Origin of the sequence: Marinobacter sp. UBA3604 (assembly GCF_002375325.1) — a bacterium.
Lineage (GTDB): Bacteria > Pseudomonadota > Gammaproteobacteria > Pseudomonadales > Oleiphilaceae > Marinobacter > Marinobacter salarius.
In genome coordinates this window covers 238,648-260,654 of the sequence record NZ_DFMB01000041.1, presented here as the reverse complement: position 1 = coordinate 260,654, position 22,007 = coordinate 238,648, and the positions used below count along the sequence as shown (strand labels likewise).

Below are 22,007 nucleotides of genomic sequence, written 5' to 3'. Positions count from 1 at the left end.
ATGAAGCCAGTTTCAGCAGTACGTGCCACCCTCCTCTCAGTCGCAATCTCATTCGCTCTCGCCGGTTGTGGCGACAGCAATGAGATGAGCCAGGACGACATCCAGTACCTGAGTCATATCGACCAGTCACGTTTTTTCCAGCGTCAGGGTGAACTCAAGGCGAGCACATTGGAAGCCAGGAGCGCGATCGAGCTTCAACCGGAAAAGATCGAACCGTATTTCCTGATCGTCAACAATCTCCTCAAGGCAGGCGATGCGGCCAATGCCGAACGGCACCTTAACCAGATCCTGGAGCGCCTCCCTGCAGAGCAGATCGATGCAAAGGTTCAGAACCGCGCCAGCCTGATCCTCGCAGAAGCCAATCTGCTTCAGGAAGATTTTGAAGACGCCCTGGCGGCTCTCGATGACATCACCTCCCCGGACCGACCGGTGGAAACCCAGGCGGCACTGCTGGAAGGCCAGATTTACCTGGCATCCAATGAACTTGAAAAAGCCCGCACTGCGTTCAACAGAGCACGGGAAATAGACTCCGGAGAAGTTGAATCGGTGATAGGACTTTCGAAAACGGCGTTCGCCGGCGGCGACGTATCGAAGGCCCGAAAACTGGTCACCGAGGCGGAAGAGGTCGATGAGGCGAATGGTGAATTATGGCTCTGGAAGGCCGAGCTCGCCGCTTCTCAGGAAGAGTGGCAAAAAGCGGAAGATGCCTATATCCGGGCCCTCGAAGACATCGGTCAGTACGATGTAATGACCCAGCGCAAATACGCCACGATTTCGTCCCTTATTCGCGTCCTTAGAGCCCAGGGGAAGCAGTCAGAAGCTTTCGTATACGAAGAAATACTGGCCAAGTCCGCCCCCGGTACGATCAAGAGCAACCTGATGGCCGCCCAGGCGGCAGTGGAACAGGGTGACCTCGATGAGGCCGCGCGTTATCTGGAGGAAGTCCTGGCGCAAGCTCCCAACCATGAACAGACATCGTTGATGCTCGGCCTTGTCCGGTTCAGGCAAGGCCGGGTAGAGGATGCTGAAAAGCTGCTGGCACCCATCGCAGAAGCGGGAAATTCAGAAACCGCCAGCAAATTACTGGCCGCCGCACGGCTGCAAATGCGAAATCCAGAAGGCGCCCAGGCCATACTCTCCAATCTGGAGGACAAAGACTCCGATCCGGAAACGCTTGCCATGGTGGCCATTGCCACGCTTGCCAGCGGCGACCTGAAAACGGGCGAAACGCTTATGGACAAGGCCCTGGCAAGCAACCCCGACAACCACCAGCTGAGGCTACGGTATGCGACCTACCTCAACCAGCGGGGTGAACATGACCGGGCGATCGCCGAGGCAACCCGGGTTCTTGAAAGCGCCCCTGAGTTGGAGCAGGCACGCAGCGTCATCGTTGAAGCTCAGGCTCGCTCTGGCAACATGGACGAGGCTGTAAAATCCGCCTCTCAGTGGATTAAAGAAGCTCCTGACAGTATCAATGCCCTGATGACCAGGGGAAGCCTCGCAGCCACCGCAGGCAATGTGGACGCGGCTAAAACAGACTTCAACAAGGCCAGGGAAACAGCGCCCGAATCATCAGCACCGCTGATCGCTCTTGGTAGACTGGCGCTGACTCAAGACGATCAAGCGGAAGCGCAGAAGCAGTTCCGGGCAGCAGTCAGGCTAGCCCCGGATAGCCGCCAGGCGCTTCAGGGGCTGGCGACCGTTCTGGATCGCGAAGAAACCACAGGTTTCATGCGGGAGATTCTCAAAGAGAATCCGGAAGCGACCGGCCCTCGCCTGATTCTGCTTGAGGTTGCCCTCTTGGATAACAATCAGCAGGAAGCGGACGATTTAACCGCCTCCCTGCTGGAGCGAAACGAGCAATCGACCCCATCACCCGCAACGCCCTTCGTTGCAGGCATCTATAGCAGCGCAGCAACCGCATTCCAGAGCTCGGGAGAAACAGCCCGGGCGGCCGCTCTCCTTGACCGGGCTCGCGCACTGTTCCCGGACAACCAGGACATCGCTCTTCAAGCCGCTCAGCAAGCCTTCAACGAAGGCGAGGAAGACGAAGCGCGGAGAATTATTCAGGAAACCAAGCAGCAACACCCGGAATCCTCTGCGCCCTACGTGACGGAAGCCGCTTACTTCGAACGGCAAAAAGAGTATCAGCAAGCGGCTGAACTCTACCAACTCGCCCTCGACAAGCGCCCCAGCGCCGAGCTCGCAAATGGATACGCGACAAACCTGCAACGATCCGGCAAGGCACAGGAAGCACTCTCTTTCCTTGAGTCCGCCCGCAAAACGTATCCCGGCAGTAACCAGCTGCTTCTTACGCTGGCGCTGCTGCAGCAATCCGAGGGACAGCATGAAAGCGCCAAGTCGAATTATGAGACCCTGCTTGAAAGCGCACCCGGCAACGTTGTGGTGCTAAATAACCTGGCCTGGATCTATCACGAAAATGGGGACAAGCGGGCAATCGATCTGGCGAAGCAAGCCTACGAGCTTAGCCCTGGCAACGCGGCAGTCGCGGACACCTACGGATGGATCATGCTCAAGGCCGGTAATCACGAAGCCAGTGTACCCATTCTCGAAAAGGCCCATGAACTACAACCGGAGTCGGAAGAAATCGCACTGCATCTGGCAGAGGCGTATCGAAGCGTAGGCAAAAATTCTGCAGCAAGGAAAGTGCTGGAAAAATTTGGTGGCCAGGGATAAAAGGAACTTATGCACACGGTTACAGGATATTCCCGGCAGTACCTGTGGTTGCTAACGGTTCCTTTGCTCGTCTTTGGGCTTTGGGCTGAATGGCAGACCTTCTTTAGCCTCTGGTACGACTCCATCATCTACAACCATGGGTTCCTGGTGCTGGCCGGCACCCTGTTTTTGCTTTACCTGAGAAGGGAGTCTCTGGCTAAACTGCGCATCAATGCCTCTCCACTGCCCTTATTCCTGCTAGCCGGTGCCAGTGTCGTCCTGCTGCTGTCTCAGGCAGCGGACATCCGGGTGTTTCGGCTGCTGTTGGTTCCCGTGCTTATTATTTTCTGGGGTTGGTCCATTTGGGGAAAGGGATTCCTGAAAGCCGCCGGCGGCCCGATTATGCTGCTCATATTCGCGGTACCGGTTTGGGATGACCTGTCTCCCCTGCTCCAGCACATCACCGTTTTCTTCAACAATATCTTCCTTCAGTTGGCCGGGATACAGGCCACCATTAAGGAATTCTACATCATGCTGGAAGTGGGCACCTTCCTGGTCGAGGACGGATGCAGCGGTGTGCGATACCTTATGGTTGCGCTCTTTCTCGCCAGTTTCTACGGGCAGCTCCACTACCGCTCATACATGGCCACGGTCCAGCTTGTCCTCATCTCCGCCTTACTGTCGATGCTGGCTAACTGGATTCGGGTCTTTGGCATTATTGCGGCCGGCCATTACACCAACATGGAAACCTCGCTGGTTGAAGACCATGAACTCTTCGGCTGGGTGGTGTTTGTTATCTTTACCCTGGTCCCCCTCTTTTACATCTCAGCGAGGCTGGACAAGCCATCTGAAGACACTGCAGATACGCCAGCCGTAGCCCGCCCCCCAGCACGGGCGCGCTCATCCATCGCCTGGCCAGTCATTGCTTCTCTGCTTATTGTCTGGCCTTCGCTGGTACCGCTTGCCGTTCACGCGAAAACCGAAAGAATGGCCGCGGAGTGGAACCCCACCCTGCCGGACTCAGTACCGGAATGGCGAGGCCCGCTCAGACACGCCAACATCTGGCAACCAGACTACCAGAAACCGGACATAGACCTGGGTGGTGTTTACGTATCCGATGACCTACAGCAGGTGCAGTTGCAAATCACCGGTTATCGCCTTCAAACCCAGGACAAAGAGCTGATCTACTTCCGCAATCGGCTTTTCGATAGCGATGACTGGACTCTCGTATCCCAGACCGGGCAGACACTGGATATCGACTCCTATCCTGGCCTGAACCGCGTTAACGAAACCATCATCAAGCGCCAGGGGGGTGGAGAACAGATCATCATCTGGTCATGGTACGACATAGGCGACACCCTTACGGACTCGCGGATCAAAGCCAAGATCATTGGCGCCTTCAAAAAGATCACCGGCGACAGCCGCGGCGCTCTATGGGCACTGGCAGGGCGCTGTAAGGGCAAGGAAATTGCTGATTGCGACCAGCAACGGGAAGCGTTCAACCAGTTTCTTGAGAGTGTTCAACGCTAGCTTCATTTATGTTTTTCAAATGGGGCATTGCACTGAACTCATTGATCAGGGAGGCGGTTATCCGCTTATCACGGGCGGCCTTATCGGCAAGGTAATCTGATATCACTCCGTCCCTAATCCGCTGCCAGGTTATGCGCTTCGCCCTGACATCAAACATATCATTCAGATACAAACGCCCCTTGGTTTCTAATTTGGTTGCCTGGCAACGCGACTGCTCAATATCCGACACAGCGCAAACCATCATCTGCACGCCAAGCTTAGCCACTTTCTCACACAGGCTATTAGGATGATCCTCTTCTTTGATCTCTGGGCGTCCCTGATAGATCACGTCACCATCGTCCACACCCTCTGAGACGAAATGCACAGTCGCACCCACACACTCCGGCTCGCGGTTGTATATCGCCCAATCTGTGGTGAACAATCCCCGGTAGAACTGGGAAAGCCCCCCGTGCAGGTTTAGCACGCCATGCTTTGGAATAGACAACATATCCGCTTTGAGAATCGAAGCACCGCAAACAGCAATAACGTCTGGGTTCAAATTACGAATCCAGCGTTGATATTCAGGGTTACTGCTTTTCTAATAATTCCGTTTAATTAACGCTGCAGATCGCATCGATAGAGCATGTGTTGATGTGCTATTTATGTTTTCAAAATCGCAACTCCTGTTGGTAACGTTGCTTTTAGCCAGAGCGCGCGCTAGTGTCTAAATCCAACAGTCTATCCAAAATACTGGGTTGCTCTGGTTTAAAAACTTCAGGTCTGAGCATTTAATTGAAAGATTTCATTTTTTTCTAACGATAGGTTTCTTCTGAAGAAAATCGGCAAATTCTAATCATGCATGTTAACTCGAAAAAGATCAGGTGGCTGTTAGCGGTTGTTTTAGCCGGTATGGTCAGTGGCTGTGAAAATAGTGAACTGGCCCCCGCAACCCCCGCCGACTCACATTCGGTGCCAACCTGTATTGATATTACCGCTGAGGATTCCACCCAAATTAACATGGAGGATATCCGCGTAGAAGCAATTGCGACTGGTCTCGAGGTTCCTTGGGACCTGGAAGTTTTGGATGATGGCAGGGTACTCGTCACCGAACGAAAGGGAACAATTCGATTAATTGATCCTGAAACCGGCTTGAGACAAGAGCCCTGGGCAACTATACCAGTGCTTTCGAAAGGTGTGGTGGGTTTAATGGGGATTGCTCTGTCGCCTCAGTTTAATGAATCCGGATACGTTTATGTCGTGGGCACCTATGACGCTGTCGGGAAATCCAGCGTCGACTCGCTGGTGTACAAGATAAAGAAAATCATCATTGCTCCTTTTCAGCCGGATATTCAGTTTCCTGTTCGTAACCGCGTATACCGCCTGAGAGACGAACATGGTTATGGCCGCGACCCGACCATAATGATTGATAACCTGCCCTCCCACGAATGGTACGGCACCAGCTCATTGGCTTTTGGTCCGGACAACATGATTTACATTACGACGGGAGATGCCGCAGTACCTCACTTGGCACAGGATGACTCCTCCCTGGCAGGAAAATTGCTCCGTTATCGAGAAGATGGTGGCATCCCTGATGGTAATCCGGTCAATAACTCACCTGTTTATGCCAAGGGATTTCGTAATTCTCAGGGTTTAGACTGGGATTCGAAGGGCAACTTATTTGCCACTGAACATGGCCCCGTTGGTTATGACGAACTCAATCTGCTAATCCCCGGCGGGAATTATGGGTGGCCAAATTTTATAGGACCGAACGTGGGCGCAGAATACCACGACCCAATACTCACCTGGTTTGCTGGGATTGCGCCTTCCGGGCTCGCCGTCTTTGATCGCCCAGGGCATCCGTGGCATGGCGATTTGCTGATTGCCAGCCTGAAAACAAGACAATTGAGGCGAGTAGCTACTTATGAAGATACAGGTGGAAATAACAGGATTTGTGAGCAGGTTTTGCTATCGGGAACTTACGGTCGCTTAAGAGGTGTGCATATGGGCAGCGATGGGCATGTCTACCTGACTACCAGCAATCGCGATCAAAGAGGACAGCCTGAGCATATGGACGATCGGATTCTCCGATTACACATACCTTGACTTTCTTTCAAATATTACCTGTAAGTGACCTCATATGAATAGTTTAATTTCAGGGTCGCCACACATGATTTCTTTCATCCGTTAAAGGACCGATTTCAAAAATGAACTCTAACTTGCAGGTCTATAATAACTTCGTTCATGAATATACGGACTACACGTTAACTCCCACGGAAATCAATATTTTACATCGATTCAAGGATAATTGGCATAACACGTCTATGCTCGATATCGGTGTCGGTACCGGGAGGACAACCTATACATTCTCAGCCTTGGTCATGGAGTATCACGGTATAGATTACAGTTCCGGTATGGTTGAGCGTTGCAAGCAGGCCTTGGGCAACAGGGCAAATACTGAAATTACCGTTCAAGATGCAACGAACCTGTCAAAATTTTACGGTAGGGATTTCGACTTCGTGATGTTCAGCCTTAACGGTATCGATTCGGTTGAGCACGAAGAGCGAATCCAGATTTTGTCGGAAATTTCAAAGGTTATAAGCCGAGAAGGTTACTTTTTCTTTTCGACTCACAGTCTTTATTCACTCCCATTCTCCCCCAAGCTCCCGAAGCTGAACTTTAAACGGCCACTATCCAGCCTTTACTACTGGCTTAAGGCATTAAAGCGTCTACTGCGTACAAAATTCCACTATCGGAATGTCGATACAGAGGCCGTATTACGAAACGACAAATACACCCTGGTAACTGGGGATCATGATTTTCAGATGGCCATATATCATATCAAGCCGGCGCACCAGGTTACGCAGCTGGAAGACTTGGGATTCGAGATATGCACGGTCTATAGCCAGCAAGGCGAGGTTGTTGATCCAAAAAGCTATACAGGCAGTGGCTACATGTACTTTCTTTGCAGGCCGCGACAAATCGCGACTTAACGATTATTTTTTGAAAAAGTCACAGCAACAGATAAACCTATGGGTTTATTTAACCTGATTAAGAAAGGGAAGTATTAAATGGGTGAAAACTTCAGGTTAGTAATTCTTTGCAGCGAGGATCGCTCCGATTTGTTCTTTGCGAACAAACTTGCAGAACGATTTGATCCGGTAGGTATCTTCGTGGAGTCTCAGCGGGCAGACCCTTCGGCAGAACCCGCGCTGCAGAAATATCTTCGTCTCGCAAAGGCTCCTCATCAGATACCATGGAAAATTTTCAATCGCATCGCAGAGCAAACTTGGCGAAAGAATGCATTATATAATCGTAGCGAGTACAAAACCGATTTTGGCGAGGCCGGCCGACGCATTCTCGAAGCAGACAAACAAAACGTTATTTACACCACCGGTGCTAGTCGTATAAATGCGCCGGAGTATATTGAGGTGCTGCGGGAAATGCGCCCCGATCTCGTGGTGGTTTGCGGTGCGTCGATCCTTCGCGATGAATTCTTGTCAGTCCCAAGATTCGGAGTGCTGAACCTCCATGGAGGATTGTCTCAACGATACCGAGGCCTATTTACAACGGAATGGGCGGTTTACAATGCTGAGCCCGAATACGTCGGCGGTACGGTACACTTCGTAACATCGGGCATTGATGACGGCCAAATCGTTTATCAGGGCAGGCCGCTGATCGAGGCAAACGATACGCCAAATACGTTATACGAGAAAGTCGTGCATCTCGGAGTCGAGATGATGGGTGCCGCTATCGTAGACATACGTGATGACAGACTTGCGGCAGTCGAATTACAGCAGCCTGGCGCGCTATATACAAATAGCATGTTTACGCCCCACGTTCTCAAGGAAACCTGGCGGCAGTACGAGCGTGGCGTTATCCGTGACTACTGCGAGAACAAGCACAAACTTGATCTGCCAGTCATACGAGGCTTGATTAATGAATTTGCTGCCCCGTCGAACTTGCCGAAGACTTCAGGAAGAACTGAACTGAACTGAACTGGAGGTTATTGACTTCAGGCAACCTTACTCGGGCGCGAGGTTTTGCGCTCCGAGTCAGTCTCCTTCCTGAACACTGAGCGGATGCCTCGGAGAACGGGTATTAGCCGATACTCAAGACTGTAGAGTAGAAATCCTTTCAAACCCGGCTTGAATAGTTCAACCGTTACATGCTGTGCGTAAGTATCGGTCCAATGGGTCAGATACTGGTAGTCATCGGCGCAACTGTAATAAGTTGTCGCATCCACCTGTTCAAACAGGCTGCGCAATGCATTCAACTCTGCGATAAACCCGGGAGAAAGTTTCCTATATTGCTCATTGAAGTCGGCACGAATAGGGTAGCTGACACCACCCCATAAAAGGTGTAACTCAAACGCGATCGGTTCACCAGTGTCAGTGCGCGCCATCCAGACTGATACCGATTGGCTAGGCCCCAGTTGATCGAACAGTGACTTGAGAAAACGTACCGAGTTCTCTCGCGAACTGAGATCGGCTCCCAGTGAACGTTTCCAGCTCTGACTTGAGACTGCAATCATCTCTTCGACTATGAAATCATCGCCCGATTGAATTGTTGTTTGTTCGATTTTAGCGCCGGAACGCTCGAAACGATTAGTCGCTGAACGGACACGCTGACGGAACTTTTTCGATTTCTCGGCAAGGAATGTATCCCAATCGCCGTTGGTATCGACCACTGGCGTACTCAATGCCGGGTTTACTGCCACGCGAATCCCCATCGACTGAGCGACTTCACTCAACAGTTGATGAGTTGAACCCCTGTCTTTGAGTCCGCGCAATTCAATCAGATCACAGTCGAGATGCTTGATGAGCTCTCGCATGATATTTTTACGCATCCCGTGTTCAACTTCGGGTGCAAAAAGTATGTCACAAAATGGGGAGTGACCGTTCGATAAGAACTTGATTTTCCTGATACTGATTTGACGGTATTGGTCCTGCACCGCCGCCAGCGGGGCGATCGCGATTATTCGTCCATGCTGGCGAATAATTGTGAGCCTTAGTCTTGCTCCGTTTGAAAATCCACTCCACCAAGATATCATCCAGGCTAAAGTCAGGGGCAACGGTAAGGCTCCACCAGCGTGAGTATCGGAAGAAAGTTGTTGCCAGTCATCCTTGAGTTCAAGGAAACAGTCGGGATCGGATAACGTTTCGATAGAGAAGTCGCACGATGCACTTACACTTGGATCCACGTTCATAGCCACTCTATGGTTATTGCTCCGGTGCGGTTCCATTCCTGGGCTCAGGAGCCAACCCGTTTGGGAAATACCTTGCGGAGTACCTGAAAGAAATTATATTTGAGTCGATACAGCCAGCGCACAGGGTGAAGCATGATGCGATCTTTTATCCAATAGCTGCGCAGCGGCTCTATCCGATGCAGAGTTTGGTCATCGCTGTGCACAAAGAAGTTGACACCAATGTTCTGACCTTCCGACTCCACGTAGTGCCAGTAGCCTGCCGGGATAAAGACAACGTCTCCGGCATTCACGGTGCCGCGAAAGCCCTTCAGTTCCTTGAATCGTTTCTGGTACCGTTTTTGTACAGTCATCGGGCGAATCTTACTGTGTAGCACTTTACCCTGATATAAAGCCTTGAAGTTGAACACGCTGAACGGGTGAAGATTGCGCGTATCGGTGTTGCGGAATACAAAGAATTCTTTCTGTCCTTGCCGAAGCAGTTGAATGCTGTTCCACGGATCGTAATGCAAGAGTGTTTTGTTGTTGCCTGCACCTATCCAGAGATTGGCTGAGCGAATTTTTTCGCGCTTGAACCAATTGGGCACTTCAAGCGAGTCGGCAAGACTTGCGAGACCGTCCTTACCACTTGGCTTGCCTCCTTCTCCAAGGATTTCCCTCGCACCAATGTACAAATTATCTCCTGATTTAATTCGAGAGATAAATTCTTTCATAGGAATTGCGAAATACTTGAAGAAGTAGTTCACGCCATCGGTTTCAGGCTGTTGCACCGGCACCGAGCTTTCCATTTGTTCAAAAAATGACAGGTCCCATTTTTCGAGAAACGACAACTGGTTCGCGAGACCTTCAAAGATCATTGGCCGACGCGCCGTCGACATCAGGCTCTGGATATCGTCTACGGTTTTAAAGTTGATTCGTTCTATTTCTGCGAATGAAAGGTCATGAATTTTCATCGGGCCGTCCTCTGGTTTGCACTCTCGATCAATCTTTATGGATTGCCGATGCGTTGAATTTATACTGTAGTACATTCCAACGCTTGACAAGCCCCCCGCGTAATCCCCCGAGAAAATAATCAAGGTTTTTAGTAGGGACTGCTGAGGAAAACCTTAAAATATTGTCTGGAATTAGTTGACCGCTACAAACATCTCCTGAATCGAATTTCAGTTATACCTCTTATAAGTAATTACGATAACTAAGAACCGCAGATTCCCAAATGTTCCATACTTTCATTGGCCCTATAGCCTCTTGCGACCAATACTTGAGTAGGCGTCACTATTACCCCATTAAGGAGTTAGTCGTGAACACACTCAGGAAACCGCTATTGGTACCCTTATTCTTTGCGATAGGTGGCTGCCAGGTGTGGCAGGGACGAGATATCGACTCATTACCTCCAACGGCATCATTGCCGGAGCAAAGTGAACCCGGGCAGGTAGACATCCGATACTGGATGGATATTCCGGGCGCTGAACCGAGTGCGCTGACCGAACTCACGCGTTACCCGGATAACCCAGACAACATAGAAACACTGAATACTCTGCAACAGACACAGAACCGTGCGGACTACTATGGCGCAATGGCACAGGGTTTTATAACCCCGCCCCGAGACGGACTCTATCGTTTTTTTGTCAGCGGTGATGATCAGGTCGAATTCTGGCTGAGCGATTCCCAGACACCAGATGGCGCTACGAAAATTGCGACAGTACCTGCGTGGACCTATCCCGATGACTATGAGAAGTACTCGTCTCAGGGATCGGCTGCGATCAACCTTGAAGCCGGAAAGCGGTACTACTTTCAGATCATCTTCAAGGAACGCTATGGAGACGACCACTTCGCTGTCGCCTGGGAGGGACCCAACCTCAGCCGTCAAGTTGTGCCAGCATCAGCAATCTCAAGCTGGGCCCAGCCCTCATACCCTTCAGAGGAGGACGCCGTCAAGGCATACAACCGCGGGTATAGAATTGGCTATTTTGATGCGCAGAACGGGTTATCTATGAACCCACAGTATCCTCCCCTGGATGAAGATCAGGACGGACTCTACGACAACTGGGAAACCTTCCATGGGCTTAATCCAAATGATCCGGAGGATGCGTCGTCTGACCGGGATGATGACTTCCTGACAGCTCTGGAGGAATTTGATCTGGGAACAAATGCAGAGCGAGCAGATACCGACGGCGATGGAATTCCAGACGGTGCCGAGTTTGCTTATAACTTAGACCCGCTGGCACCCAACGACGCTGGCGAAGATGCGGATGGCGACGGAGCAACGAACCTTGAGGAGTATCAACAAGGAACCGATCTTAATGACTCTGAGGACGTTCCTGTAGCGTCCCAAGCAATGATCGATGGTTTTGTGGGGCAGTATTATGTCGGCAAATCCTTCCAAACCCTGGCTACTTACCGGGTCGAAGACTCCGTCAATCATGACTGGGCAAGCTCATCTCCTCTTCAGGGCTTGCCTGAGGACAATTTCAGCGTTCGCTGGAATGGTGTATTTACTGCGCCACACGATTCAGGGACACGGGAGTACGAATTCATCGTACGCACCGACGACGGTGTTAGGTTGTATCTCGATAACAACCTTGTCATTGACTCATGGGTAAATCGTGCTGCAGCAACTGACAGATACGCGATTGCATTGGATAGCGGAGAATCCGTGCCAATCAAAATGGAATATTTTGACTCCATACGGTTGGCCTCCGCACAGCTAACGATTGTTGATCAGCAAACCGGCGATCAAATCAGTCAGTCTGCAAACGTCGATACACCAGACCCTGGTAGCGAAAGCAGTCAGGACTCAGATGGGGATGGGATTCCTGACTATTGGGAACTCCGATACGGCACCGACATGATGGCTCAGGACGCCGGTACCGTCGTTGCCTCCGGCTCTGATGTAACCGTAATGGAGGCGTATCAAAGCAATCTTAACCCATGGACGCTGGAACCCATCTCAGGCTCGGAACCCGACAGTCCCGATACCACGGAACCGGTACCAACCGAGCCTGACGGATCCGTAGAGATGTCCTGGAGTGTGCCGCAAAAAAGAGCGGATGGTTCCAACCTTAACGCAGGCGAGATCAGCCACTACAAAATCTTCTACGGACTGGAGGAGAACAATCTGGACATGGAGACTCAGGACATTTCGAAAGACCAGACTTCCTACGTGATTGACGGACTCGATCGAGGGATCTGGTTCTTCTCCATACGGGTCTACGACACGAATGGCCTGGCGAGCCAGCCTTCAAATGTTGAGGCATTTCAGATTAACTAATCAGAATAAGGCACTCTCGTTATAACGAGAGTGCCTTATTGATTATTATTGGTTTGATTCTTACCGACGGAGCTTTCGCTGGTACCCAGCAAAGATGCACAAAAGCCCTATCGCCATCATCATGGCAGGAGTGGACTCGGAAACCTGGACAATGGAATGAATATCCCCGAAAAGATCATTCTCTGTCCATGAGCTGCCCTCGGGGCCTAGCTGGGCAAAAAAGTTGAAAGAAATATTGCCCTGAAGAAACTGATCGACATCCAGCCAACCATCACTCTTAACCAGTTTATCTTCTTCTGCAATGTCAACCGCCCCTGTTGTCTCCAACCCAAACAGTTGAAGATAAATGTCCCATGGGTCGATCGCACCAAGCGTGCCTGCCGGGGCATTAAGCAGCGAGGAGGAGCCACTTGAATAAAAGCGCTCGGGGGCCGAGTCGCTATGCAGGTAATATGCACTGGCCTCTTGCCGAGTGAACAACCACCCCCCAAGCGATCCACTAAAATTGATCTTATGGCTGCCATCCAATTGCTTCTGCATAGACATGCGAATTGAAAATGAATCTCCAACGCCAATGTCCGCCAAATATCCTGCAGCTTCTTCGGAGCCGGACACAGTTCCCTCTAGGTCGTACGTCCAAATTGGAGCAGCGTTGGCCTGAACTGAAAAGCACCACAAAATAGCTAAGAGAGTACCTACTCGCATACAGATCTCCTTATCCGATTTTCAACGGCAAAATAAACGCAATATACGGACCATACATCAGGAAACATCCCGAATTCCTTGGCACTATGGATGCAGGCCGAGCTATCTTCATTATAAGACCAAACAGGGTGTAAAGAATATCGACTAACAAACTAGTCGTTACAATGCTCAGATGCCAAGCGCTCAAAAACCGATATGATTGTGCTGATATCGCTCAGCCCCACGCCCTCATGGGTTGGTAGAGTAATCAATCGCTTCGCGAAGTTACTGGCGTTTGGATACCTGCCGCTTCCCCCTACACGAATAGAAGCGGCATCCATGATTTCAGGAAGTGTGCGACCGTAAAAAATGTTGGCACCAATTCCATTTTCATTCATTTCCGTGACCACCTGGTTTCTCAGGTTTTCATTGGGCGCCAAAAGGGCATACCGAAGCCGAGGCGTAGGGTCTTGCGCATCTATCGTTCCGGCAAACGCCCAGCCAGCCTCCCGCAGGAACGACAGTTCACGGTCATAAACGAGATGCAGGGGCTCCCTTGCAAAGTAAGCGCGCACCCCCGCAGCCAGAAGCGATGATGGAAGCTCCAATACCCGAATGGCCTCCAATGGGTGGAACCGGGTTTCTCCAACATGGAGAAACGGCGCGCGCTCAAGAAGCGGATAGATATAGCGCGACAACAGCGCGTTGAACAACAGTCGCTTGATGTGCCAACCAATGTTAGTACGCATTTCCAATACGGAGCAATCAGCACACGCACTCTGCACCACTGACTGCTCAGTTCGACGAAAAAGCAGAGCGCCCCCACCCATCAGGTTAATCGGCTTGCCCCTGCCAAAACTCAACACCACGAAATCCGCCAAGCCATGGGAACAACTGGAGGGCGGGAAGCGCTGTGCCGAATCCTCGATCAGAACCAGGTCATTATCCGAACAGATTCGCGAGAGCTCTTTCAGTCTCTCACAAGCCCCGAGAAAATTGACCGCTATAATCGCGACAGTGCGCTCTGTCAACGCTTGACGAATGCCTTCTTCGTCCATTACCGGTTCATCCGGGGCGAAGTCAACTAGAACCGGCCGGGCGTCCTGGGCAACAATGGCCGCAACCAGGTCGGGACAGCCATAGGCAGGGATAATCACTTCAGGTGTATCCGAGCCGGCTTTCATCGCAATGGCCGCCTTTACACCCAGCGACAACGCTTCTGTACCAGACCCGGAATACAACGCTGTATAGTGCTCGTCCCAAGGCATCAGTAGGTCATCAACGACCTGGGGTTTCGGTACAGGGCTTCCGACCGGTCTCAACTTTGCAAACATAGCCAAACGTCCGCGTTTCATCGATCAGCGTTGGGAGGGGGCCCAGACGGTCATCCTTCGCCCGGCAAGAAAGCTTACAGTTGCATGGGCAACCGCTAGGTTTACCTGCACAAAGAAATAGGGAATCTTCACCAGAGTGTGCTTACGCAACTCGGGCGCAAAATGCCCTGCGAGAACACACCCGTAAAAAGCCAGTTGCAGCAGCAATGCCAGTGCGTATATACCGCCCTTCCCCGCGACGGCAAACGAGACCAAAAGCAATAGTACCTGAAACCAGGGAACGGCCCACCGCATCAGCTTGTGGCCAAATACCTGAAACGCAAAGCGGCCGAACCTGAACGGATTGAGTACCTCGGGATGCCGGCTCAACGCCGTCAGTCCCCGGATGATGGTGCGCACCTTACGCTGATATTCCTTCGAGGCGTCCGCCACGTCCTGATAGTATCCAAGGACGTCCGGCGCCGTTACAGCCACCAGCCCCCTTCGGGCACTGTTGAGGGCAGTATTGAAATCACTGGGGGAATAGATATCCCAGTTTTCCTGGCATACCTCCTTGCGGGCCGCAAAGAAGGAACCGCTCAGCCCCACAAGGCCCGCACGTTTCGATTCCAGGCCCCGCAACCACATTTCGTAACGCACATAGGCGCCTTCGCCAACCACACTGCCATCCCGGCTGATAAAGCGATCCTCGCTGGACACCGCACCCACGGTGGGGTCATTGAAATAAGCCACCATACGGCCAATCGCGTCTTCGGGAATCGATGTCGCAACGTCCGAAAAGATCAGGATGTCACCTGTTGCGGCGTAGATCGCCTGCAGTTGGGCATGCTCCTTTCCCTTCCGCTCCTCTGCGCGGGCCAGCTTCACGCCGCGATTAGTGTACTCGCCTACGATCTGGTCGGTTTCGTCACTGGAGGCATCCGAGGCAATAATGATTTCCAGGCCCGGGTAGTCCAGAGCCAGGCAGTTCTCGATTTTGTCGCGGATTCGATGGGCTTCGTTATGAGCCGTCACAATCAGGGAAACGAGCGGCGGAGTGTCTGACAGGGCATGCTCGCGCTCTGCTTCCGGACGACTGGGCATAAAACGAAGGATTAATGGGTAAATAAAATAGCTGAAAAGCGCTCCAAATGCAGAAAACCAAAACAGAGTAACCCACATAGATCTTACATCCTGTAAATAGCTTTTTACCGATTCGGAAACCAGTAATATAAATAATGAAAATACCAAATTTCATCATAAATTAGATTTAACAATTCGCATTTTCCCTGACTTTTCTCGCTGTATGGACTCTACGATATTTATACTATAATTAATATCTTCATCTATATTTCTCTTCAAAGATCCAACAACTTCACCCTTCACTTTGTCGGTCCAATTATTGTTAGCTATGATATTCACTGTAATCTCGAACCTAGATTCCTGAATAACTTGGAACTGCTTGAATGCGTTAGTACTTGTTTGAATATCTTCAAATACATAGATTATCGCTTCTGGATGCATCTTTCGTCCAGATGGCATCTCCAGAATGTCGTATGCTCGGCCATGTATCGACTGAATCAGCGGTAATGAACGACCACATTCACAGACCTCTTTGGTCAACGTCGCATAATCACCAAGCCGATAACGGATCAGTGGTGTTGCGGTATTATAAAGGTCAGTGACAATTAACTCTCCGGTATTTTCGACATCATCATCCACCTCCACATAGAGGTTATCCGCCATAAGATGCATGTTACCCTGTGAACATTCATGAGCAATGGAGCCCACCTCTCCGCATCCGTACTCATTATAGACCTTAACGCCAAAAGCTTTTTCAATCGTATGACGAGCCCCCTCACTTAAAACCTCAGATGTTGTAATTACAGATTTAACCGAAGGCAATGGGTGAAGAGAGTTTTCCAGTAGGTAACGAGCAAAATTTTCAATAACACTGACATAACCATATAGATAACGCGGAGAGAATTTAACAGCTAGATTATAATAATTTAGAAATGATTGTTCTGTGAGATCAAAGGCAGAAATGCGTTTCCTATTTGCAATCAAGTCGGTTAAGTATGCCTTTCTAACACCACGTTGCGAGTGAGGCACACCCCAAAATCGCAATTGAGGATCACCAATTTCAATACCTGCCCACTCATAGGAACGCGCAGTCGCGCAACGCTCGCGTGCCAAAGCCAGTGGGTTTTTATAGAGCTTTACAGGTTGTCCGGTAGACCCACCAGTAGTTTTGCTATCGCAAAGAAGACGATTTCTATTTTCAGACATAGCATCCAAATTGAAGATCAGGTCCTCCTTGGATATTGTGGGGATATCTTTTACGTCGTCTAATGAGCGAATATCACCAATATCGACACCTTGCGCATCAAAAATATTCTTATAGAATGCACTATTCTTGTACGCATAATTAATTATGCTTTTTACTCTCGTAAACTGGTGCTCTCGTAAGCTTTCTAAACTTGCCCACTGCCTTTCCCTATACGAGTTTATCAAAAAAGCTATAGGCTCCCCTTTAATAAGGGTCGAGGGGTAAAAGAAAAGTGATCTTGACAACAAACTATTCATCAATCTAGGTCCTTTTTGATCTTAGAATACTCGCATAAGTCAGTTGATCAGATGAGTGTCAGGGCTATCGATGATGACATCTCTCCACACTACTGGCAGAATCTCTATGGCAATAAACTATACATGGACGAACAAGCCAAAACCATTGGCGAAGCCGACGGAGGCCCAAGGCGTGGCATTCTTCAGATCTCTTGTTAAATCAGGTGTGCTTTCCGTGCTGGCGTGCTACGGCTGGCTGCGCGTCCGTCTGTCGAAAAAGCCAACGCTTCTAATCCTCACTTACCACCGAATTCTCCCAGCGGATGCGCCCGAGCGTGCCGCGGAGCAGCCAGGCATGGTGACCAGCCCGCAAACCCTCGAAGACCATATTCGGTTTGTCCGTAAGCTTGGGGCGGAACCCATCCACCTTTCCGATTGGCTGGACCGTAACAGTCAAGGCAAAACGCTTCCAAGGCTCTCGGTTGCATTCACCTTTGACGATGGGTGGCAAGACAACTATCAATATGCCTATCCTGCTCTGAAGGCACAGAACGCCCCGGCAACGATCTTCCTGGTCACCCAAATGATCGACACCGGCAAAACCTTCTGGCCGGAACAGGTGCTCAACTTGTTGACCACTCAAACCATTCCAGAGAATGACCCAGCTTTTGACTGGCTGCGACCTCACCTGCCTTATGGGTCAACGCCTGGCGGGAATCGTCCACTTTCACTTCTGCAAGCCGACGACATCATTGCACGCTTAAAGTCACTTGAAGACGCGACGATCCTTGAGGCTCTTGAACAGGTCTACACATCACACCCGGATATGGCTCCCACGGAAACCTCCAGATCCATTCTCAGTGGCTCTGAACTGACTGAAATGGCGCAAAACGGTCTTGTGATGTACGGCGCGCACACCAGGCATCATTACCGCCTGAACCGCCTGAAAGATGAGAAAACACTTAAAGAGGAAATCGTGGACTGCCTGCAGGACCTCAAATCCCTGGGCGAAGCCGCCATTCCGGTGTTCTGTTATCCCAATGGTGACATAACCGGCAAGGGCGAAAACCTGGTCTCCGATACCTACAAGGCCGCATGCACCACCAAAACCGGGTGGAACCTTGCCGGGTGCAACCCTTACGATCTTCACCGCTTCAACCTCCACGATGGCAACAGCCACAGTACCCGGACGTTACTGGCCACCATCGGGCGCGGTCTTCTATGACAGAAGGCAACTCGAAACTGATCGTTACCCATGTGATTTCAGGCGACTTATGGGCGGGCGCCGAAGTCCAGGTTTACAATCTTTGCCGAGCGTTAAAAGCCTCTGGTCAAATTACACCAACGGCTGTCGTATTCAATAACGGCATCCTTTCTGAAAAGCTTCAGGAACTGGGCATATCGGTCTCTATTGCCGATGAAACGAAGTTAGGCCCCCTCGCAATTGCCCGCTCAATTGCCGCTCACTGTAAATCACACGGCACCAAGATCTTACACACCCACGGTTTCAAGGAAAATGTACTCGGTATACTGGGTAAGGATATGGCCAGGGTGCCACGATCCGTGCGCACGGTTCATGGCAACCCGGAAACGAAGCTATCTTTTACAAAGCCCCATAAATGGTTGATCAGCAAACTGGACATAGCACTAGGCCGACTTCGTCAACAGGCCGTTATTGCGGTTTCAACACAACTTGAGGATACATTGAAGAAGTTGTTTCCGGGTAAGGTTTATAAGATTTTCAATTTCGTAGATATCGACGATATACGGCGGCAATGGCTATTTTCCAAAGAATCCGGTGGTTCTCCTCCCAGAATTGGAATCGTTGGACGCCTCGTGCCGGTGAAGAGAGTTGATCTTTTTATACAAACAATCGCCTTGCTCAACCGACGAGGCTTTGAGTGCACCGGTACAATCATCGGCTCTGGCCCGCTCGAATCTCAGTTGAAGAAGTTAACGAATGAACTGAATATCAGTGATCGAGTAAAGTTCACAGGATTCGTAAGTCCGGCGCTGAAGGAGCTATGTAAACTCGACGCTCTTCTCATGACATCCGACCATGAAGGACTACCGATGACTCTACTGGAAGCTATGTCACTGGGCGTTAACATTATTGCTCATAATGTTGGTGGAATTCCTGAGGTTCTGGATTATGGAAGAGCCGGTATGCTAGTTACCGATCACACGCCTGATGGGTATGCGCAGGTTGTCAGGTCATTCTTCGAGTCTCAAGATTTCGAAAGCATGCGAAATGCCAGACACCCCCATGAAATTCTGTTCAAGAAATTTAATGTAGACGAAAACAGCCAACGCTATATTTCGATATATAGAGAACTTATTGGTTAGCATCCGACACAGATTCACGCCGGATTTTTTCAAAGTACCTTCTTACCATCTTTTCATGGTCCTGATTTTTAGGGTCTTTTACAGGGTGCAAGAGCTTTTTCTGTCGTCGAACCAATTCATCAAGTGGCATTGGTAGACCTCGCCAGTTGATAGCCATGACATCATCCCGATCAGAGAAGTCCTTCATCTTATACCCTGCTGCAGCGTTGCAAAGCGCCAATAGCAGATCATCAGCCAAGTCAGAGTGACGAAGGTTATAAATCTCTCTACCACACACGGTCTCAATGCAATCGTAGGCCTCGCGGGAGAGGAAAAGGGCACCGCCCGTGCACATATCTCCAAGTTTGTAGCCCTTCAGTTTGGCTTTAATAACCAGCATTGCCAGGGTCCTGACCATTGCCGGGTAGCGGATAATATCTCGCGAAATTAACCGTTTAAGTAGCCGCCTGCCCTGACGTCTGAGTGACGGTCGCTTGTCCTGCCCGTCCCCACGGCGCAAATAGGCGCCAAGCATCCCAACATCCGGTTCCCGTCCAAAGATTTCCAACGCATCGAAATGGGGATTCGGCCCGATTATTAAGGCGTCATCATCAAGCCGCAAAAGAGTTTTCCACTCGTATTCCGAAGACAACAGTCTAAGAGCCAAAATCTGCTTTACGAACAGCAACCCGCGTGTATTGTGATTTCTGCTACCATCTGTTAATAGGCTTTGGGCATTAACAATTACCGTTCTCGGATAGTTCAGCAATGAATCTCGCAACTTTTCACTTCTTGTATCGTCCAGCACTAACAGTAAGGAACCTTGACAATCAAAATAATGAAAAAAACTACTTAACGTATCACGCACATACTCAATTTTTGACCTCGGCCCCACAGGCATAATAACGAGACACTCTAGCGGCTTCTTCATAACCATTAACCCTAAAGAAATCTACAAAACTAAATAATATTAAAATAAACTTATGAGCCTATTTTATCCTTAGCTTTTCGATTCCGAATACGCTCAACGATTAGCTCTAAAAGGTCGTCAAATGCAGGCGGCCTAAACAAAAATATTAAAGCCAAGTAAATCAACGCACCTAGAAATAATTGAGAAACAAATACATATAATTCGTTTTTAAGCGGAACATAAATGCCAAAATAGTAAACACAGATACCCATTATTGTAGCGAGCAATAAGGTCTTAAATAACGGACCTAGCAAAGAATAGAGGCTAAGGTCTATCAATTTTCCGGCTGCTCGAAGCGATATAACACTATTTATATAGCTTGCTATCGTTGACCCAATCACCACTCCAATTACCCCTCCGGAAAATAAACCGATAACCACACCTGCTATCGCTAATGGCCGAGTAATCAGCGTGACCATAAACATTAACTTGGCTTGCCCTTGGGAGAGATACACAGAGCCGACAATGGTGACGATCGAATTCGCCAACCCTGCAATACACAAAACCCTAAGAATTGGGATGACACCTTCCCATTGCTCACCCAGAACTCCATAAACAAAAGTATCAGCAACTGCGAACATACCTGACATCATAGGAAACGTAAGCAATGCAATAGAATGCGTGCTTCGCATATAAACGCTTCGAACACGCTGCTTTTGCTCCTGGACCTGACTCAAAGCGGGAAACATAACGCTCCCCACAGTATGGGATATGTTCCTTAGCGGAAACAACATCATAGATTGGGCTTTATCCAACAAGCCGACAGATTCACCACCGAGAAAGCGCCCAGTCAGCAGTTTATCAAGTTGTTGAGAGAAATACTGGACAATTCGGTTCGCAAAATTAAATGCACTAAAGCTAAACAACTCGCCCAATGCAGCTCGACTATATAGTACTGCAGGGGCCCAACGGGAGTAAGACCAAACAAAAATGGTCGCTACTGTAATCACAATAAGAGGCTGCCAAGCCAAAGCGTAGTATCCATATCCATTACTAGCCATGAAAATAGCACAAACTCCCGCAATCAACATCCCACAAAGATCTGCAGTAGCGATGACTCTGAATGTTAGTTGTTTAACTAGTCGTATTCGTGGAACTAGCGCGATTGCGTTGATAATAAATTGTAGAGAGAGTATACGGCCAATCTCTGTTAATTCTTCACGCCCATAAAAAGATGCTATATATGGCGATATTGAAAATATAGTCAGCGTAAGAGTTGTTCCCAATCCTAAATTCGTCCAAAACACTGTGCTATAGTGAGCTTCTGTAACGTCTTTCTTCTGCACTAGCGCAGAACCAAGTCCTACGTCGGTTAACAGACTTGCGAAGCCGGTAAACACTATCATCATAGCAATTAGCCCGAATGCATCTGGATTTAGCAACCGCGCTAAAGCAATCCCGATTCCAAACGAGAGAACCTGACTGACTACCTTTCCACCTGCCGTCCACCCCAATGCATTTAAAACACTGGTCTTATAAGCGCCCATTACTAAT

General features: G+C 49.9%; 16 protein-coding genes and 1 pseudogene. 8 read left to right on the top strand and 9 right to left on the bottom strand.

Features of this window, described 5'->3' with window-relative positions:
* A complete protein-coding gene (locus B2590_RS12940) occupies nucleotides 1–2,697 on the top strand; it encodes a tetratricopeptide repeat protein (RefSeq protein WP_286810683.1) in 2,697 nt (898 codons plus the stop codon).
* A 9-nt stretch (nucleotides 2,698–2,706) separates the two neighbouring features.
* Nucleotides 2,707–4,206, top strand: coding sequence for an exosortase A (gene xrtA / locus B2590_RS12935; RefSeq protein ID WP_286810682.1), 1,500 nt, complete (start codon nucleotides 2,707–2,709; stop codon nucleotides 4,204–4,206).
* Here xrtA and B2590_RS12930 read toward each other — a convergent pair.
* Nucleotides 4,175–4,765: pseudogene (locus B2590_RS12930) on the bottom strand (formyl transferase); the annotation flags it as partial. The gene xrtA and the pseudogene B2590_RS12930 overlap by 32 nt on opposite strands.
* 275 nt (nucleotides 4,766–5,040) lie before the next feature.
* On the opposite strand from B2590_RS12930, the gene B2590_RS12925 reads away from it, so the two are divergent.
* The 3 genes from B2590_RS12925 (at nucleotide 5,041) to B2590_RS12915 (ending at nucleotide 8,180) form a co-directional block, all read left to right on the top strand.
* Nucleotides 5,041–6,288, top strand: a complete 1,248-nt coding sequence (locus B2590_RS12925) for a PQQ-dependent sugar dehydrogenase (RefSeq protein ID WP_091641165.1) — start codon at nucleotides 5,041–5,043, stop codon at nucleotides 6,286–6,288.
* Between the two features lie 101 nt (nucleotides 6,289–6,389).
* Nucleotides 6,390–7,175 (top strand): class I SAM-dependent methyltransferase, encoded by a 786-nt coding sequence (locus B2590_RS12920; RefSeq protein WP_091641168.1) that lies wholly within the window; start codon nucleotides 6,390–6,392, stop codon nucleotides 7,173–7,175.
* A gap of 78 nt (nucleotides 7,176–7,253) precedes the next feature.
* The gene (locus B2590_RS12915) at nucleotides 7,254–8,180 is read left to right on the top strand and encodes a formyl transferase (protein ID WP_091641170.1); all 927 of its coding nucleotides are present in this window, start codon (nucleotides 7,254–7,256) and stop codon (nucleotides 8,178–8,180) included.
* A gap of 17 nt (nucleotides 8,181–8,197) precedes the next feature.
* On the opposite strand, the gene B2590_RS12910 is transcribed toward B2590_RS12915, so the two are convergent.
* Together B2590_RS12910 and B2590_RS12905 are read right to left on the bottom strand one after the other, a co-directional pair.
* Nucleotides 8,198–9,391 carry a GNAT family N-acetyltransferase gene (locus B2590_RS12910; protein WP_177190588.1) on the bottom strand — a complete coding sequence of 398 codons (1,194 nt, stop codon included), beginning with the start codon at nucleotides 9,389–9,391 and terminating at the stop codon, nucleotides 8,198–8,200.
* 44 nt (nucleotides 9,392–9,435) lie between these two features.
* Complete coding sequence (locus B2590_RS12905) at nucleotides 9,436–10,341, bottom strand: cupin-like domain-containing protein (protein ID WP_177190589.1); 906 nt, start codon at nucleotides 10,339–10,341, stop codon at nucleotides 9,436–9,438.
* A gap of 344 nt (nucleotides 10,342–10,685) precedes the next feature.
* Here B2590_RS12905 and B2590_RS12900 point away from each other — a divergent pair, with 344 nt between their 5' ends.
* Nucleotides 10,686–12,656: a PA14 domain-containing protein gene (locus B2590_RS12900; protein ID WP_286810681.1), complete on the top strand. Its 1,971-nt coding sequence runs from the start codon at nucleotides 10,686–10,688 to the stop codon at nucleotides 12,654–12,656.
* Between the two features lie 60 nt (nucleotides 12,657–12,716).
* Here B2590_RS12900 and B2590_RS12895 read toward each other — a convergent pair whose 3' ends face one another.
* The 4 genes from B2590_RS12895 to B2590_RS12880 form a co-directional block, all read right to left on the bottom strand.
* Nucleotides 12,717–13,361, bottom strand: coding sequence for a hypothetical protein (locus B2590_RS12895; protein ID WP_085680464.1), 645 nt, complete (start codon nucleotides 13,359–13,361; stop codon nucleotides 12,717–12,719).
* Nucleotides 13,362–13,513: 152 nt separating this feature from the next.
* A complete protein-coding gene (locus tag B2590_RS12890; protein ID WP_286810680.1) occupies nucleotides 13,514–14,674 on the bottom strand; it encodes a DegT/DnrJ/EryC1/StrS family aminotransferase in 1,161 nt (386 codons plus the stop codon).
* A 24-nt stretch (nucleotides 14,675–14,698) separates the two neighbouring features.
* Nucleotides 14,699–15,757, bottom strand: a complete 1,059-nt coding sequence (locus B2590_RS12885) for a glycosyltransferase (RefSeq protein WP_286847955.1) — start codon at nucleotides 15,755–15,757, stop codon at nucleotides 14,699–14,701.
* 153 nt (nucleotides 15,758–15,910) lie between these two features.
* Entirely contained in the window at nucleotides 15,911–17,239 is a 1,329-nt protein-coding gene (locus B2590_RS12880; RefSeq protein WP_286810678.1) for a phenylacetate--CoA ligase family protein, read from the bottom strand.
* A gap of 172 nt (nucleotides 17,240–17,411) precedes the next feature.
* On the opposite strand from B2590_RS12880, the gene B2590_RS12875 reads away from it, so the two are divergent.
* Both B2590_RS12875 and B2590_RS12870 read left to right on the top strand, forming a co-directional pair.
* Entirely contained in the window at nucleotides 17,412–18,443 is a 1,032-nt protein-coding gene (locus B2590_RS12875; protein ID WP_286810677.1) for a polysaccharide deacetylase family protein, read from the top strand.
* Complete coding sequence (locus B2590_RS12870) at nucleotides 18,440–19,564, top strand: glycosyltransferase (RefSeq protein ID WP_286810676.1); 1,125 nt, start codon at nucleotides 18,440–18,442, stop codon at nucleotides 19,562–19,564. The genes B2590_RS12875 and B2590_RS12870 overlap by 4 nt, the downstream gene beginning before the upstream one ends.
* On the opposite strand, the gene B2590_RS12865 is transcribed toward B2590_RS12870, so the two are convergent.
* Both B2590_RS12865 and B2590_RS12860 read right to left on the bottom strand, forming a co-directional pair.
* Entirely contained in the window at nucleotides 19,554–20,474 is a 921-nt protein-coding gene (locus tag B2590_RS12865; protein ID WP_286810675.1) for a hypothetical protein, read from the bottom strand. The genes B2590_RS12870 and B2590_RS12865 overlap by 11 nt on opposite strands.
* Before the next feature lie 50 nt (nucleotides 20,475–20,524).
* Complete coding sequence (locus tag B2590_RS12860) at nucleotides 20,525–22,000, bottom strand: MOP flippase family protein (protein WP_286810674.1); 1,476 nt, start codon at nucleotides 21,998–22,000, stop codon at nucleotides 20,525–20,527.
* Nucleotides 22,001–22,007: the final 7 nt, after the last annotated feature.